We start from the raw sequence: 14,873 nt of genomic DNA, 5'->3' as shown, positions 1-14,873 counted from the left end.
ATTTATGAACCAGATTTTTGATGTTTTTCAATCAATGCAAGTATTTGTTTTCCACGTGCTTTTGTGCCTTTACTTTCGTGAATTATTTTAGTTTCAATTAAATGTTTTAGCTCTGGATGTATCCAGTCTTTTTGAAATCCGAATAAATATAAAGTATTCATTGTGTAGGCTCTAACAGCAATTTTTTGAGGCGTAATTAACCAGTCGAAACCAGTTTCTACAATAGTGTTTATATGATTTTGTTTTAGTTGTTCTTGCACATTATTTTTATGCTTAGCATAAAATGCATTTGCTAAATGTTCACATATTTTGGCACATGGTCTTATGGCTCCATCAAATTTTAAAGTGCTTATTTTTGTAGTAAATTCATCTAAATGGGGTAGAATCCAATTTAAGTGATGATGGGTGCAAATCCATTCTAAAATCCAAGCTGCTTTAATTGATATTTTATCATCAACATTAAAAGTTATTGCAACTAAATCTTTGAATAATTCTTGTTTTTCTAAAACAATATTTGCCACTGTTTGACGGTTTTCTCTTTTGGCATTTTCTATATTATTTAGGTGTTCTGTTAAAATAATAATACTCATTTTTCTTATATTGATGTATATTTACACTAAAATCTTTGCCATGCTAAATATAAAGAGACTTAGTTTTATTTTACTGTTTTCTGTTTGTTTTTTTGTTAAAAATGAGTGTAATGCTCAAAAAATAAATCAGTTTGATGCCAATAAAAAAAGAACAGGAGTTTGGAGAAAATATCATCCGAATAAAAGAATACGATACTCAGGTAAGTTTGTAAACGGAAAAGAAGTTGGCATTTTTAAATTTTATGATATTACAGATTCTAAAAACCCAACTATTATTAAAAAATTCTCTGCCACAAGCGATTCTGTAGATGTTTCTTTTTATACGGTAAACGGAATTTTAAAAAGCAAAGGTGTTTTTATCGGTAAAAAAAGAGTAGGCGAGTGGAAGTATTTTTTTGCTGATGGTAAATTATTGTCTAAAGAATTTTACGTTGATGGTAAATTAAATGGTGAGTTAATCAATTATTACCCAAATAAAAAAGCAGCAGAAATTAGCCAATATAAAAACGGATTAAAAAATGGTATTTCTAAAAAATATTCTAGTGATGGCGTGTTGATTGAAGCAGTTGAATATAGCAATGGAAAACCCAATGGTTTGGCAAAATATTTTGAATTGGATGGTAATTTAAGAGAAACAGGAATGTATAAAAACGGTAAACGCGATGGAAAATGGGAGTTTTATATGGATGGAGAAATGGTTTCTGATGAAGGTTTAAAGAAAAAGAAAAAAACGTTTACTAAACCCAAAAAAAACAAATAGCTATGAAATATTTTTTAACACTTGTATTAACAATTTTATTGTTTTCTTGTAATGAGATAAACACGCACCAAAATGATAATATAGAAGGTCTTTGGCTTGTTAAAAAAGTAAATATGAACAATCAAGATTTAACTCCAATTGCAAAATGGATGCGTTTCAATGCTGATTCTACTCAAAGCTCAGGAAATGGCTGGTTACAACATTCAGTAGGATCTTGGAGTTTAAACACCAATAATGAATTGTCAGTCACGAATACTAATGGAATAATAGATATAGCTGAGCCTTTTAAAGTAGAATTATCTCAAAATAAGATGACATGGAAAAGAAAAGAAGATGGAATGAATGTTACTGTTTTTTTAGAACGAATCAATAAATTACCAACCTCAGAGGCGAATAAATTATTTGGTTTGTGGAAATTCGATTCAGTTTTAGAGAATGGTAAAGTTGTTTCAGCTGAATTAAATCCAGATAATAATGCAATGCTTTTTTTAAGATGGGATAATACTTACGAACTTCGAAATTATCCAAAAGGAGAGCAATATGGTTTCTTTAAAACTCATGGTCATAGACTTCAGATAGATATGGTGAGTTATTCATCAGAACCGAAACTTCAATTTTATACATTTAGATTGCAAGGAGATAAACTGGTCTTAAAATCAACCAATAGTAATAAAGAAATAAGACTAACTAGAATCCATCAGTTTTTATAATTAAAACATCAATTCTTTCAATCGATTAATGTTAATCAAAATTGTAACTTTGCAACCTCAAAAATTAAAAAATGGAACGAGTTGTAGTTGGTCTTTCTGGTGGTGTAGATTCCAGTGTAACCGCACATTTATTAAAAGAACAAGGCTATGAGGTTATTGGGCTTTTTATGAAAAATTGGCACGATGATTCTGTAACTATTTCTAATGAATGTCCGTGGTTAGAAGATTCTAATGATGCCATGATTGTTGCAGAAAAATTGGGGATCCCTTTTCAAGTCGTAGATTTGAGTGCTCAATACAAAGAACGTATTGTAGATTATATGTTTGATGAATATTCTAAGGGTAGAACACCAAATCCTGATGTGTTATGTAATCGAGAAATAAAGTTTGATGTTTTTATGGATATCGCTTTAAAATTGGGTGCAGATTACGTGGCAACTGGTCATTATTGTAGAAAATCAGAAGAAGTTATTGATGGACAAACTGTGTATAAATTATTAGCAGGAAAAGACAATAATAAAGATCAATCGTATTTTTTATGCCAATTATCGCAAGAACAATTGGCAAAAGCCTTATTCCCAATTGGCGAATTAACCAAACCAGAAGTTAGAGAAATAGCAAAAGAAGTCGATTTAATTACCGCAGAAAAGAAAGATTCACAAGGTTTATGTTTTATTGGTAAAGTACGTTTGCCTGAATTTTTGCAACAAAAATTACAACCAAAAGCAGGAGAAATTGTTCAAATTCCCGCAGATTTTGAACAATATACAAAGTCAACTCCAAAATTTGAAAACAAAGAAGCAGAATTGAAGTACTTATCTACCAAATTTTCTTACAAAAAAGAAGATGGAAAAGTTGTTGGTAAACATCAAGGAGCACATTATTTTACCAAAGGACAACGTAAAGGTTTAGCTGTGGGTGGTACAAAAGAACCTCTATTTGTCATTGAAACTGATGTAGATGAGAATATTATTTATGCAGGAGAAGGTAAAAATCACTCGGGTTTATATCTAAATGTTTTGTTTGTTTCGAATGATGAACTGCATTGGATTCGTGAAGATTTAGCACTAAATTCTGGTGAAACCTTAAAAGTAGCAGCAAGAATTCGTTATCGTCAAAAATTAGATAAAGCTACTTTACACAAAGTAGATGAAGGGTTGTATGTAGCTTTTGAAAACAAACAATCAGCCATCCAAGAAGGGCAATTTGTAGCTTGGTACAAAGAAGATGAATTGTTAGGCTCAGGAGTGATTTCTTAATAGTATTAGAATAAAAAAAGTAGTATTTTAGACAGATGAAAAAAATACTACTTTTTTTATGCGCAGCAACGTTCTTTAGTACTTTTTCCCAAACCGAAGATGCTTGGTTGTACTTGAAGGACAAACCAAATGCAACAACGGTTTTACAAAATCCTATTGACATTTTATCAGAAAAAGCATTACAAAGAAGAACTAAATTAGGTATTTCTTTAGATGAAAAAGACGTTCCTATTCATTTAGATTATTACAATCAACTTAAAAATGAAGGGAATATTGTTGTTTTAGGAAAATCGAAATGGTTAAATGCCATCCATATTCAAGGTACAGTTTCTCAAATAAATGGCTTGTTGCCCAATTTTCCTTTTATTGAATCTATTGAGTTTGCTAACAAATCATTAAATACAAATGGTGAAAAAAAGGAAAAAAAAGTACCCATAAATCATCATGATAAATTTTTAAAAACACTTACCGATTTTAATTATGGTAGTGCAGAAAATCAAATAAAAATGTTGAAAGGAGACTTTTTACATCAACAAGGTTTAACAGGAAGTGGGCAAATAATTGCGGTTGTAGATGCTGGTTTTCCTAACGTAAATACGTTAGATGCTTTTCAAAGAATACGAGAAAATAATCAAATTTTAGGAGGCTATAATTTTGCGGATAGAAGTGAAAATTTTTATACAAGAGATAGTCATGGAACCCACGTTTTATCAACTATAGCAGCTTATAAAGAAGGTGAATTTGTGGGTACTGCACCAGATGCAAAGTTTTATTTGTTTATCACCGAAATTGCTGAAACAGAAACAGTTTTAGAAGAAACTTTATGGGTAGAAGCTGCAGAAAGAGCAGATAGTTTAGGGGTTGATGTTATTAATACTTCTTTAGGATATACAACTTACGATAATCCGAATCACAGTCATACTTATGCAGATATGGATGGAAAAACAACTTTTATTTCTAGAGGTGCAGAAATTGCAGTTTCTAGAGGTATATTGGTTGTAAATTCTGCTGGGAATAGTGGAGATGATGCTTGGAAATATATTGCTGCACCTGCAGATGCGCCTTCTGTAATTACTGTAGGCGCAGTGAATTCATCTGGAAATATTGCCTCTTTTAGTTCTTTTGGACCAACTGCTGATAATAGAGTTAAGCCAGAAATTGTTGGCCAAGGAGTTAGCGCTACTATTATCAATTATTCAACTGGAGGCATATCTACCTCAAGTGGAACTTCTTTTTCATCACCAATTATGGCTGGTTTAATTGCTTGTTTGAATCAGAATGAAGGTTTTACCTTAAAATCTGAAACTTCTAGCACTAATTTTAATACGTATTTAAAACAAGCTTTATACCAATCTGCTGATAAATTTGAAAACCCAGAAAATCAATATGGCTATGGACTGCCAAACTTGGAAAATGCATTAAATAGTTATATTGGTGCTGTAGGTTCTTTAAATGATAATTTTTTATCAGATTTACAAATTTATCCTAATCCAGTGGAAAATATATTTACCATTTCCAGTAAAACGCAATCACCAAATAATTATAAGATTAAAATATATTCTGTTCTGGGAAAAATGGTTTTTGAAAAAAATATTTTGCAATTTCAGTCTATTGATATTTCTGCTTTAAGTAGTGGACTTTATTTTATTAAGATATTTACAGGCAAACAATCGAAAACAATAAAGCTTTTAAAAAATTGAAAAAAAATCGAATCACAGAATTATTTAACACAAAATATCCCATAATTCAAGGAGGTATGGTTTGGGTTTCTGGATGGAAATTAGCTTCTGCAGTTTCTAATGCAGGTGGGTTAGGTTTAATTGGGGCAGGCTCTATGTACCCAGAAGTGTTGCAAGAACATATTCAGAAATGTAAAAATGCTACAGATAAACCTTTTGGTGTAAATGTACCCATGTTATATCCTGAAATTGAAAAAATAATGGATATTATTGTAACAGAAGGTGTTAAAATTGTGTTTACATCAGCTGGCAATCCAAAAACGTGGACCTCCTTTTTAAAAGAAAAAGGAATTACAGTTGTACATGTTGTAAGTTCTGTAAAGTTTGCATTAAAAGCAGAATTGGCTGGAGTTGATGCTATTGTTTGTGAAGGTTTTGAAGCAGGTGGGCACAATGGACGTGAAGAAACCACAACGTTTACGTTAATACCCATGGTAAAAGAACAGGTTAACATTCCTGTAATTGCTGCTGGTGGAATTGCTTCAGGAAGAGGAATGTTAGCAGCAATGGTTTTAGGTGCAGATGGTGTGCAAATAGGGAGCAGGTTTGCAGCCACTCAAGAATCGTCTGCACATATCAATTTTAAAAATTCTATTGTAGCTGTAAAAGATGGTGATACACAATTAACCTTAAAAGAATTGGCACCTGTTCGCTTAATTAAAAATAAGTTTTTTAATGATTTGCAAACGTTGTATCAACAAAAATCTACAAAAGATGATTTGCAAAAATTATTAGGCAGAGCAAGAGCAAAAAAAGGAATGTTTGAAGGAGATTTAGAGGAAGGTGAACTAGAAATAGGTCAAATTGCAGGGTTAATTCATAAAATTGAGCCTGTAAAAGAGGTGATAAATGAAATAATAAACGATTTTAATGAAGTTAAAGCCTTTATTTCTAAGCTTTAAGAATTTAATTGAAAGAAAATCAATTATTTACATTAAGTTAACTTTATTGGTAGTATATTTGCACTTTAACATAACGTTGCTGTAAATAAACAGTAACAAATTAATTTTTTATAATGAATAAAGGTACCGTAAAATTTTTCAATGAATCTAAAGGATTCGGATTCATCACTGAAGAAGGAACAAACAAAGAACATTTTGTACATGTGTCAGGTTTAGTTGACGAAATTCGTGAAAACGATGACGTTGAGTTTGACTTGAAAGAAGGTAGAAAAGGATTAAACGCAGTAAACGTAAGAGTATTATAATATATATTTTATTACACTAGTTAATTTTTATCTAGAAGCCTATCAAAATTTGATAGGCTTTTTTTGTATCTAATATTACATCACTAAGTAAATACTTTTTAACCTGAGTTTAATATAGCTTTTTAGGTTGATGTAGGTTTATCTGACTAAAAAAACAGAAAATTAGCATTACGAACATTACTGAGATTAAAATATATTTTTATTAAAAGTAGTTTGCGAAGCAAATAGTGTACTTGAGAAATCTCAATTTTAAATTAAGGTTTCTCCATTTCAGTTGAAATGAAATTCGTTTCAAAGAATAAAAATTATAATATATTTATAATCAGTGGTTTTTGAGTCGAACTCACTTTTATTATTTTACAGGGATTTTAATTTCATACATTTTTCTACTCTTGTTATTCAAATGATGCTCTCTTAACCAAGGATTATAAATTTTGAATTCCTTGTAGTTCATCCCGAATTTTTTTGCAAAAGTAGTAATATTTGTAATTGCTGTATCTACTTTAATAGTAGTTGTTTTATTCAAGTGATATAAATCTTCTTTTTCAAAAACAAAACCATATTTTTTAGGATTGCTGATAATTTCTTTCAACGCTAAAATTCTAAATACATAACGTTCAGTTTCATCTGGTAATTTTGCATCGTAATAATTATTTACTTGTTGTGCTTCAATCCTTCTAGAAACACCATAATTACCAGCATTATAGGCAGCTGCAGCTAAAGTCCAAGAACCAAAACGTTCGTAAGCGTTTTTTAAATATTCAGCAGCAACTTTTGTAGATTTTTCAATATGGTATCTTTCGTCTACATTTTTATTAATTTCTAAACCATATTCTTTACCTGTTTGCTTCATAAAATGCCACATTCCTGCAGCACCAACAGTAGAAGTTTCATCTGTAAAACCACTTTCAGCCAAAGCTAAAAATTTAAAATCGTCTGGTAAACCATATTTTTCTAATAAAGGCTCTAAAATAGGAAAGTACTTATTAGCTCTTTTTAATAATAACAAACCATTAGATTGCCAATAGGTATTTACCAGTAATTCTCTTTCCATTCTTTCACGAACATCAGGAATTTCTACAGGCACTCTTTCACCTGCTAAATTTAAATTTTCAGGTAATTTTAAAGCCTTTATTTTGTAGTTTTTATGAGTATTTACAATAGGCTCAACAGTTTCTTTATTAATAGCATTCATAAAAAGCACTGTAATAAAAACAATACTTAAAATAGATAAAATACGCAGTGGTTTGTTCATAATCAAATCAATTTCTTGTTACCATAAAAGTAATTAATTCAATTAGTTTTAACAAGTTAAACTTTCATCAATAATTTTTGAAATTTCTTTAGCTTTGATGATAATCATAGAGTGATTTCCATTTTTAACTCTTATACAATTCTGTATGCTTTTAATAGGAAAAATTTCATCTTTTGTTCCATGAATATGAATAATGTTTGGCATAGGATTGTCCTGATTCCAATTAATAGCATTATGGATAGACCATTTTATATATTCTTTATTTCTAACAGATAAATATTTTTTGTACAATTTTGCTTTTCTTTCTAACGATTTTCCTACAAAATACTTGGCATAATTTTCAAAATTAGTAACAATTGTTGTCGGAAATAATTTGTAAATTTTACTTATAGCAGCAATTTTAAAACGTTTTGGGAGCTCGTTTTTTGATTTTACACTAGAAATGATAATTATTTTCTGAACATTTATAAACTTACTCATTTCTTGAACTATAATTCCGCCAAAAGAAACCCCTACCAAAACAGGGTTTTTATGTATAATCATATCCGATATTCGCATAGCATAATTGGCTACAGTTTCTTTTAAAGATAAAGGAGGTAACCAAGTTAAATAATGCAATTCATAACGTTTTTTAGAAAGCTCTAGGTTTTCAAAAATTTCTGGCCCTGCAGCTAAGCCTGGCATTAAGTATATATGAGTTTTAGACATTTAATAAACTAAATTATGATATTAAATTTTGTACTATTTTAGTGCAAGTTTAGTGCCAAATTAAATAGTAGTCGTCTCTTTAACAAAATCAAATCGCACTAAACCATCATCATCAATTTTTGTAAGTGAAATAGTATGTAAAGTGTTTACCAAATCAGGATTCCAAGGTGTTTTTACTTTTACGTAATTTTCAGTAAAACCGTTAATGTACCCCTCTTTGTTTTCATTTTCAAACAGTACTGTTAATGTATTTCCTAATTGCGACTCATAAAAAGCTCTTCGTTTTTTAGCAGATAAACCACGTAACATTTTACTACGTTTTGCACGTGTTTTTTTAGGCACAACTCCATCCATTTCTACAGCTTCAGTATTTGGTCTTTCAGAATACGTAAAAACATGTAAATAAGAAATATCTAAATCGTTCAAGTAATTATAAGTTTCTAAAAATAGTTCATCAGTTTCTCCAGGAAAACCAACAATAACATCAACACCAATACAAGCATTTGGCATAGTTGCTTTTATTTGTTGCACTCTATTTGTATAGGTTTTTCGTAAATACCTACGTTTCATTTTCTTTAACAATTCATCACTTCCAGATTGTAAAGGAATATGAAAATGAGGCACAAATGAGCTAGAAGTAGATACAAAATCTATGGTTTCATCTCTCAATAAATTAGGTTCTATAGATGATATTCTAAGACGATGAATTCCTGCTACTTTGTCTAACTCTTTTACCAATTCTAAAAAAGTATGTTCGTGTTTTTTATTTCCGAATTCACCTTTTCCATAATCGCCAATATTAACACCTGTTAAAACAATTTCTTTAATCCCTTTAGACGATATTTCTTTTGCGTTTTCAATTACATTTTCTAAAGTATCGCTTCTAGAAATTCCGCGAGCCAAAGGAATTGTACAATACGTACATTTATAATCGCAACCATCTTGTACTTTAAGAAAAGCACGAGTTCGATCTCCAATAGAATAAGAACCTACGTAAAAATCGGCATCAACAATTTCGCAAGAATGGACTTCACCAACCTCATTTTTGCTTAAATCATTAATATAGCTAGTTACATTAAATTTTTCAGTGGCACCTAAAACCAAATCTACACCATCTACAGCAGCTAATTCTTCTGGTTTTAATTGTGCATAACAACCTACAGCAATTAAAAAAGCATCATCGTTTTTCTTTAATGCATTTTTTACAATCGATTTAAAACGTTTGTCTGCATTGTCTGTAACAGAGCAAGTATTAATCACATAAATATCTGCTTTTTCTGTAAAATCAACACGCTCAAAACCTTCATTTACAAAGTTTCTAGCAATAGTTGATGTTTCCGAAAAATTTAATTTACATCCTAAAGTATAAAAAGCGACTTTTTTATCTGCAATCATTCCTTTACATTTACTCAATAATCTAGGTTTTATAATTCTATCAACTTATTTAAGAGTTAGCGTTTTATAAAAACAATAGACTAACTATATAATAATTTGTTAGTGCAAATTTACAATAATATTGATGATTTTTGAGACGGAAAGATTACTTATTAGAAAACTAAAGTTAAACGATTTAGAACCTTTTCATCAATTAGAAAGCAACCCTAAGGTTTTAAAATATGCCACAGGAGAAGTTAAAAATCTTGAAGAAAATAAAATAGAGCTTTTAGATTTAATTGCTAGATATGACAAACATTTGAATGATTTTTGGATTTACGCCATAGAAAGAAAACAAGACCGTAAATTTATAGGAACGTTAGCTTTGGTAAAAGATAATATTGATGATGAAATTGGCTATCGTTTTTTAGAAAAATATTGGGGAAATGGTTATGGTTTTGAAGTTTGTAAAGCAACAATTACCTATTGCAAACAAAAAGGAATTAAAAAATTGGTGGGTTATGTTGTTGATGAAAATATAGCATCAGCAAAAATTTTAAAAAAGTTAAATTTTAAAGTGGTAAACCATTTTATTAGTGATGATATTAAATTACCAGAATCAAAATACGAAATTATATTATGATTGTAGAAACATTAAAACCACCATATTTTGCTGTAATATTTTCAACTTTGGTTACAGATAATTTAAAATGTTATCAAGAAACCGCTGAAAGAATGGAGGCATTGGCCAAACAACAAAATGGCTTTTTAGGAATAGAATCTGCAAGAAGTACTATAGGAATTACAGTTTCATATTGGCAAAATGAAGCCGATATTATAACTTGGAAAAATAATATTGAACACACAGAAGCCAGAAATTTAGGTAGAGAAAAATGGTATAAACAATATCAATTAAGAATTTGCAAAGTAGAACGTGAATATGGTTTTAAGAAATAATTGATGTACGCAAAAATTCAGAAAGTATTAGAAAAATTTATGAGTAAAAGCAGTATTTATAAATACGGTTTTAACTTATCGCCTATGTACAGAAGGTCTACAGGTAAAATTATAAACGTTTCTGATGATTTATTAAATGTAAAAGTTCGCATTAAATTATCGTATAAAAACAGCAATTATGTAGGTTCTATTTTTGGTGGAAGCTTGTTTTCTGCAACAGATCCTATTTTTATGATTCAATTGTTTAATATTTTAGGGAGTAATTATGTGGTTTGGGATAAAGCTGCAAGTATAATGTTTAAACGACCAGCTAGAGAAACTTGTTATGCAAATTTTGTGTTTACAAAAGATGAAATAGTTCAGATAAAAAAAGACGTAGCATTTAATAATGAAATTGATTTGATTAAAAATATAAAACTGACTGATAAAAATAAAAGTATCATCTTTGCTGAAGTTTTAAAAACGTTGTACATTGCTGACAAACAGTTCTATAAAGAGAAATTGATTGCTAAAAAGAAGAAAGTCGTATCAACCTAAAAAATTTTCTCTTTAATTTTTGCGGCTAATTTTTCAGGTATATTTTTTGGGAAAGCTCTATCTCCATGCAAAACATCCACCATAATATCATTAAATAATTGCCCATATTTATTTAACAAATATATTCTGACAGGATTATTATTATAAAAGAATTTAGCCAACAAAGCTCCCGATTTTAATTCATACAACAATTTAATATCTAATTTTTCTACATAGATTTTTTCAGCTAAGTTTCTATCTAGTTTACTTTCTATAATAGCTTCTGCAGCATATTTTCCGCTTAAAATGGCATTAGATATTCCTTCTGCTGTAATAGGTTCTGCAAAACCAGCAGCATCTCCAATTAAAAAAACATTTTGCTTAACAAAACCATCTGTTCTTGGTTTTACAGGAATTTGAAATCCGTGTGCATCTTCTTTTATAATTTCTTTGATGCCTAAAGTTTCTAGATATTTTTTGTAATACGCTTTTAAATTGATTTTTCCTTTTTTGGTCGTTAAAACCCCTAAAGATAAATGATTTTTCTTCGGAAAACACCAAGCATAACCATAAGGAACAGCATCAATATCAAAACGAGCATTTTTAGAAAGGCGTTCAAAATCTTCTTGCCCAACTTCAACTTCATACTCTAAAGCCGGTATTAGTTTACGCGTATCTTTTTTCCAACCCGCCATTTTTGCAGTCGGACTTAAAACACCATCTGCAGCAATTACAAAATCAGCTGAAATATTTCCTTTAGAAGTTTGTAAAATGGCTTTTTCGTCAACAAAATTAATTGCTAAAAGTTTATGATCTTCTAATAAGGTTACTCCGAATTCTTTTGCTTTTTTAACAATTAAGTTGTCAAAAGCATCACGCATTATCATAGTAATAATAGGTGTTTCTTTTTTAGAATAGTAGCATTTTTCGTGATTGTTAAAATAGGTATCAACTTTACAGAACTCACGTTCAACAACTTCGGCAATATCAAAAGGCATATCCTTTTTACCTCTATTTACAAAACCACCTCCACAGGTTTTATACCTTGGTAAGGTTTCTTTTTCAATGATTACTGTATGAATTCCTTGCTTGCCTAAATGAAAAGCAGTTGATGCTCCAGAAGGCCCACTACCAATAATTGCAACAGTAAAATGTTTCATAGAATAGATATCTTTATGCGAATATAAAGCTTTACCAGTTTATTTTTGCTTGAATAGGAAAGTGGTCTGAGTTTTTTTCTGAAAAAGAGGTAAATTTATTAATGATTGCTTCATTATCAGTTAAAATAAAATCGATTCTCATAGGAAACCAGTAATCGAACGTTTTTCCAAATCCTGTTCCAGCTTCTATAAAAGCATCTTTTTTATCCTTAGAAATTTGATTGTATACCCAAGAATATGAAGTGTTATTAAAATCGCCGCCAATTATTTTTTTACCTTTCCATTGTTTTTCATGAGCTAAAAATAGTTCTGTTTGTGTTGCTTGTTTTACAAAACCATCTTTTAATCTTTCTATTAATTTCCTTGAGTTTTCTTGACCAAAATTTTCTTTTTCTGGTCTTAAATGTAAAGATTGTAAATGAAAATTATAAACTCTAATCGTGTCTTTTTTCTTTACAATGTCTACAAATATGATATCATTAGCGGTATTTTTAAAGTTTAAAGAACCTTTATTTATAATTGGAAATTTTGAAAAAATAGCCAATCCAGCTTTTTTACTTTTAATATTAGATTTAATATAGCTGTAAGGATATTTTAAATTGTTTTTTTTCTCATCATAATTTTCTTGAACTAAAAGTAAGTCTGGTGAGGCTTTTTTTATAAAATCTTTAATTAATTGTGATGAGTTTTTATTGTCAGTCCAATTCCAATAATTAAAAACTCTTACATTATAACTCATCACTTTAAGATCATCATTTAAAGAAGATGTATTTCCAGAAAACTTGTAAATATTCGGAATTAAAAACCAACCAAGAGTTAAAACTAGTGTTGATAACAGAAATTGTTTTTTTAAACCAACCAACCAATAGAGCACAAAAGCGATATTAATTAAAATTATAATGGGTGCTAATAAACTAAGAATAGCAAAAGAAGGAAAAAGTTTTGGTGATGTGTAAGGTAATATATAAGAAAGCAGTAATAAAGTAGCCATCAAAGAATTAATGATGTATACAATTTTATTGATTAAGGATAATTTTTTCACAGTTGGGGAATTGTTCTTTTATTATTTTTTTCCTTGTCTAAACAAAAAATCTTTTTCGGCTTTGCTTAAAGTATCATAACCAGATTTACTAATTTTATCTAAAATTTTATCAACTTGTTGTTGGTTTAAATCTGGGTTAGATTTTCTTTTTTCTTTAGATTTATACACTGTTTTTAAAGGTGATTTCTCTTTTTTTGTAAACAACGCATTTAAACCATCAAACCATTTTATTTCTTTATTACTAGCTTTATTAACATATAAAAAACCAAATAATGCACCACCTAAATGCGCAAAACTTCCACCAGCATTGTTTCCAACAAGGCCAATAATATCTAAAAGAATCCAAACTGCGGTTACTTGCCAAAGCTTAACATAACCAATTAACGGAAATTTTAACTCGTAATTTGGCATGTAAGTGGCAATACCTAAAAATATAGCAGAAATTCCTGCAGACGCGCCTACTAAATAAGAGTTTTTTCCTTCAAAAAGCGGAAAAAAACTTTGACTAAAAATATATAAAACTCCCCCAAAAAAAGTACCTAGAACATAAAAATTTAAAAGTTGTTTTTCGGTAAAATATTGAATAAATAAGTTGCCAATAAAGTACAAGGCAATACAATTGAATAAGATATGAATAAAACCCGCATGTAAAAATCCGTAAGAAATAATAGACCATGGTTTTGTAAATAAACCACTTAGGGTGTCATCTAAAGAAAACCATTCTGCAATAAAATTCATGTTACCTGCATAAGGTTTTTGAAATAAACCTGCTAAAACAGTAATAATAAAAATTCCAATATTAATTAGAATTAATTTTTCTATAATATTACCAGTAATATATCTTCTTTTTATGTCGTCTATAATACTCATTAGTTTGTTTTAAATTGATTCTGTTTCCAATACCAAGCAATTATAAATCCTATTAAAGCACCACCAATATGTGCAAAATGGGCAACACTTCCAACAGAATATTTTGTCATTCCAAAAAATAAATCTCCTAAAATCATAATAGGTATAAAATATTTAGCAGCTATAGGCACTGGAAAAAAGATCAACATTAATTTGGCATCTTTAAAATACAAACCAAAAGCCACTAAAATACCATAAACAGCACCAGAGGCTCCAACAGCAGGAGTATGATAAAGCCCATAAAATTTAATCATTTTCTCAGTAGATAAAAGAATTCTGGGGTCGTTATAACTACCAATATCTAAAATATTTTGTATTTGGGTACTAGAAAGTCCAAAATTTACCAATTGCTCATAAATACTATTAAATTGATAATAGTTTACTAAAGTATAAATTAAACCTGCACCTATACCTGCAGAAAAATAAAAAAACAGAAATTTTTTCTTTCCCCACATTTGTTCTAAAGGTGTACCAAATGCCCATAAACCATACATATTAAATAAAATATGCGGAAAGCTTGCGTGCATAAACATATGAGTAATATATTGCCAAAATCCAAAATGTTGGTTTTTTGGAAAGTGTAATGCCAATATATTTGTAAAATCTAACTGTAATAATTGTGGTGCAATAAATAGAATTACATTAATGATAATTAAATGCTTTATGGCGTCTGTAAGTCTATTCATA

17 protein-coding genes are annotated in these 14,873 nt (G+C 29.4%); 9 read left to right on the top strand and 8 right to left on the bottom strand.

Annotation, left to right across the window (positions count from 1 at the left end; translation table 11 throughout):
• Nucleotides 1-2: 2 nt before the first annotated feature.
• Nucleotides 3-590, bottom strand: a complete 588-nt coding sequence (locus tag SJY27_RS03215) for an adenylosuccinate lyase (RefSeq protein ID WP_397446821.1) — start codon at nt 588-590, stop codon at nt 3-5.
• Nucleotides 591-630: 40 nt separating this feature from the next.
• Between SJY27_RS03215 and SJY27_RS03210 the strand changes: the two genes are divergently transcribed.
• The 6 genes from SJY27_RS03210 (at nt 631) to SJY27_RS03185 (ending at nt 6,265) form a co-directional block, all read left to right on the top strand.
• A complete protein-coding gene (locus SJY27_RS03210; protein ID WP_397446820.1) occupies nt 631-1,350 on the top strand; it encodes a toxin-antitoxin system YwqK family antitoxin in 720 nt (239 codons plus the stop codon).
• Between the two features lie 2 nt (nt 1,351-1,352).
• A complete protein-coding gene (locus SJY27_RS03205) occupies nt 1,353-2,060 on the top strand; it encodes a hypothetical protein (RefSeq protein WP_397446819.1) in 708 nt (235 codons plus the stop codon).
• A gap of 71 nt (nt 2,061-2,131) precedes the next feature.
• Nucleotides 2,132-3,319, top strand: coding sequence for a tRNA 2-thiouridine(34) synthase MnmA (mnmA, locus tag SJY27_RS03200; RefSeq protein ID WP_397446818.1), 1,188 nt, complete (start codon nt 2,132-2,134; stop codon nt 3,317-3,319).
• 35 nt (nt 3,320-3,354) lie between these two features.
• Complete coding sequence (locus SJY27_RS03195; protein WP_397446817.1) at nt 3,355-5,019, top strand: S8 family serine peptidase; 1,665 nt, start codon at nt 3,355-3,357, stop codon at nt 5,017-5,019.
• Nucleotides 5,020-5,075: 56 nt separating this feature from the next.
• A complete protein-coding gene (locus tag SJY27_RS03190) occupies nt 5,076-5,960 on the top strand; it encodes an NAD(P)H-dependent flavin oxidoreductase (protein ID WP_397447892.1) in 885 nt (294 codons plus the stop codon).
• A gap of 113 nt (nt 5,961-6,073) precedes the next feature.
• Entirely contained in the window at nt 6,074-6,265 is a 192-nt protein-coding gene (locus SJY27_RS03185; protein ID WP_397446816.1) for a cold-shock protein, read from the top strand.
• 352 nt (nt 6,266-6,617) lie between these two features.
• Here SJY27_RS03185 and SJY27_RS03180 read toward each other — a convergent pair whose 3' ends face one another.
• The 3 genes from SJY27_RS03180 to mtaB are packed head-to-tail and all read right to left on the bottom strand — an operon-like array spanning nt 6,618 to nt 9,623.
• A complete protein-coding gene (locus SJY27_RS03180) occupies nt 6,618-7,520 on the bottom strand; it encodes a lytic transglycosylase domain-containing protein (RefSeq protein ID WP_397446815.1) in 903 nt (300 codons plus the stop codon).
• 48 nt (nt 7,521-7,568) lie between these two features.
• Nucleotides 7,569-8,228, bottom strand: a complete 660-nt coding sequence (locus SJY27_RS03175) for an alpha/beta hydrolase (protein ID WP_397446814.1) — start codon at nt 8,226-8,228, stop codon at nt 7,569-7,571.
• 60 nt (nt 8,229-8,288) lie between these two features.
• The gene (gene mtaB / locus SJY27_RS03170) at nt 8,289-9,623 is read right to left on the bottom strand and encodes a tRNA (N(6)-L-threonylcarbamoyladenosine(37)-C(2))-methylthiotransferase MtaB (protein WP_397447891.1); all 1,335 of its coding nucleotides are present in this window, start codon (nt 9,621-9,623) and stop codon (nt 8,289-8,291) included.
• Nucleotides 9,624-9,747: 124 nt separating this feature from the next.
• Between mtaB and SJY27_RS03165 the strand changes: the two genes are divergently transcribed.
• The 3 genes from SJY27_RS03165 to SJY27_RS03155 are packed head-to-tail and all read left to right on the top strand — an operon-like array spanning nt 9,748 to nt 11,096.
• Nucleotides 9,748-10,245, top strand: a complete 498-nt coding sequence (locus SJY27_RS03165) for a GNAT family N-acetyltransferase (protein WP_397446813.1) — start codon at nt 9,748-9,750, stop codon at nt 10,243-10,245.
• The gene (locus SJY27_RS03160; protein ID WP_397446812.1) at nt 10,242-10,559 is read left to right on the top strand and encodes an antibiotic biosynthesis monooxygenase family protein; all 318 of its coding nucleotides are present in this window, start codon (nt 10,242-10,244) and stop codon (nt 10,557-10,559) included. Before SJY27_RS03165 ends, SJY27_RS03160 begins: the two co-directional genes overlap by 4 nt.
• 3 nt (nt 10,560-10,562) lie before the next feature.
• A complete protein-coding gene (locus SJY27_RS03155; RefSeq protein ID WP_397446810.1) occupies nt 10,563-11,096 on the top strand; it encodes a DUF4442 domain-containing protein in 534 nt (177 codons plus the stop codon).
• Here the strand turns inward: SJY27_RS03155 and SJY27_RS03150 are convergent.
• Genes SJY27_RS03150 through SJY27_RS03135 form a run of 4 tightly spaced genes read right to left on the bottom strand, consistent with a single transcriptional unit; the run spans nt 11,093 to nt 14,872 of the window.
• Nucleotides 11,093-12,235, bottom strand: coding sequence for a geranylgeranyl reductase family protein (locus SJY27_RS03150; protein WP_397446809.1), 1,143 nt, complete (start codon nt 12,233-12,235; stop codon nt 11,093-11,095). The two genes, SJY27_RS03155 and SJY27_RS03150, sit on opposite strands and share 4 nt — an antisense overlap.
• A gap of 31 nt (nt 12,236-12,266) precedes the next feature.
• On the bottom strand, nt 12,267-13,277 hold the full coding sequence (locus SJY27_RS03145) for an endonuclease/exonuclease/phosphatase family protein (RefSeq protein ID WP_397446808.1): 1,011 nt from the start codon (nt 13,275-13,277) through the stop codon (nt 12,267-12,269).
• Between the two features lie 21 nt (nt 13,278-13,298).
• Nucleotides 13,299-14,147 carry a rhomboid family intramembrane serine protease gene (locus SJY27_RS03140; RefSeq protein WP_397446806.1) on the bottom strand — a complete coding sequence of 283 codons (849 nt, stop codon included), beginning with the start codon at nt 14,145-14,147 and terminating at the stop codon, nt 13,299-13,301.
• Nucleotides 14,147-14,872, bottom strand: coding sequence for a rhomboid family intramembrane serine protease (locus SJY27_RS03135; RefSeq protein ID WP_397446805.1), 726 nt, complete (start codon nt 14,870-14,872; stop codon nt 14,147-14,149). Before SJY27_RS03135 ends, SJY27_RS03140 begins: the two co-directional genes overlap by 1 nt.
• Nucleotide 14,873 lies beyond the last annotated feature (1 nt).

The sequence above is a fragment of the Polaribacter sp. R77954 genome (assembly GCF_044595335.1).
In the GTDB taxonomy this organism is placed as follows: Bacteria; Bacteroidota; Bacteroidia; order Flavobacteriales; family Flavobacteriaceae; genus Polaribacter.
Note: the sequence above shows the minus strand (reverse complement) of the source record. Positions and strands in the feature narration are given on the sequence as shown.

What these genes read in the sequence shown, in the direction of transcription:
- SJY27_RS03190 (WP_397447892.1), top strand. Translation starts at nt 5,076, where the DNA reads ATGGTTTGGGTTTCTGGATGGAAATTAGCTTCTGCAGTTTCTAATGCA.
- SJY27_RS03195 (WP_397446817.1), top strand. Translation starts at nt 3,355, where the DNA reads ATGAAAAAAATACTACTTTTTTTATGCGCAGCAACGTTCTTTAGTACT.
- mnmA (WP_397446818.1), top strand. Translation starts at nt 2,132, where the DNA reads ATGGAACGAGTTGTAGTTGGTCTTTCTGGTGGTGTAGATTCCAGTGTA.
- SJY27_RS03180 (WP_397446815.1), bottom strand. Translation starts at nt 7,520, where the DNA reads ATGAACAAACCACTGCGTATTTTATCTATTTTAAGTATTGTTTTTATT.
- SJY27_RS03165 (WP_397446813.1), top strand. Translation starts at nt 9,748, where the DNA reads ATGATTTTTGAGACGGAAAGATTACTTATTAGAAAACTAAAGTTAAAC.
- SJY27_RS03210 (WP_397446820.1), top strand. Translation starts at nt 631, where the DNA reads ATGCTAAATATAAAGAGACTTAGTTTTATTTTACTGTTTTCTGTTTGT.
- SJY27_RS03175 (WP_397446814.1), bottom strand. Translation starts at nt 8,228, where the DNA reads ATGTCTAAAACTCATATATACTTAATGCCAGGCTTAGCTGCAGGGCCA.
- SJY27_RS03135 (WP_397446805.1), bottom strand. Translation starts at nt 14,872, where the DNA reads ATGAATAGACTTACAGACGCCATAAAGCATTTAATTATCATTAATGTA.
- SJY27_RS03140 (WP_397446806.1), bottom strand. Translation starts at nt 14,147, where the DNA reads ATGAGTATTATAGACGACATAAAAAGAAGATATATTACTGGTAATATT.
- SJY27_RS03150 (WP_397446809.1), bottom strand. Translation starts at nt 12,235, where the DNA reads ATGAAACATTTTACTGTTGCAATTATTGGTAGTGGGCCTTCTGGAGCA.
- SJY27_RS03185 (WP_397446816.1), top strand. Translation starts at nt 6,074, where the DNA reads ATGAATAAAGGTACCGTAAAATTTTTCAATGAATCTAAAGGATTCGGA.
- mtaB (WP_397447891.1), bottom strand. Translation starts at nt 9,623, where the DNA reads ATGATTGCAGATAAAAAAGTCGCTTTTTATACTTTAGGATGTAAATTA.
- SJY27_RS03205 (WP_397446819.1), top strand. Translation starts at nt 1,353, where the DNA reads ATGAAATATTTTTTAACACTTGTATTAACAATTTTATTGTTTTCTTGT.
- SJY27_RS03160 (WP_397446812.1), top strand. Translation starts at nt 10,242, where the DNA reads ATGATTGTAGAAACATTAAAACCACCATATTTTGCTGTAATATTTTCA.
- SJY27_RS03215 (WP_397446821.1), bottom strand. Translation starts at nt 590, where the DNA reads ATGAGTATTATTATTTTAACAGAACACCTAAATAATATAGAAAATGCC.
- SJY27_RS03155 (WP_397446810.1), top strand. Translation starts at nt 10,563, where the DNA reads ATGTACGCAAAAATTCAGAAAGTATTAGAAAAATTTATGAGTAAAAGC.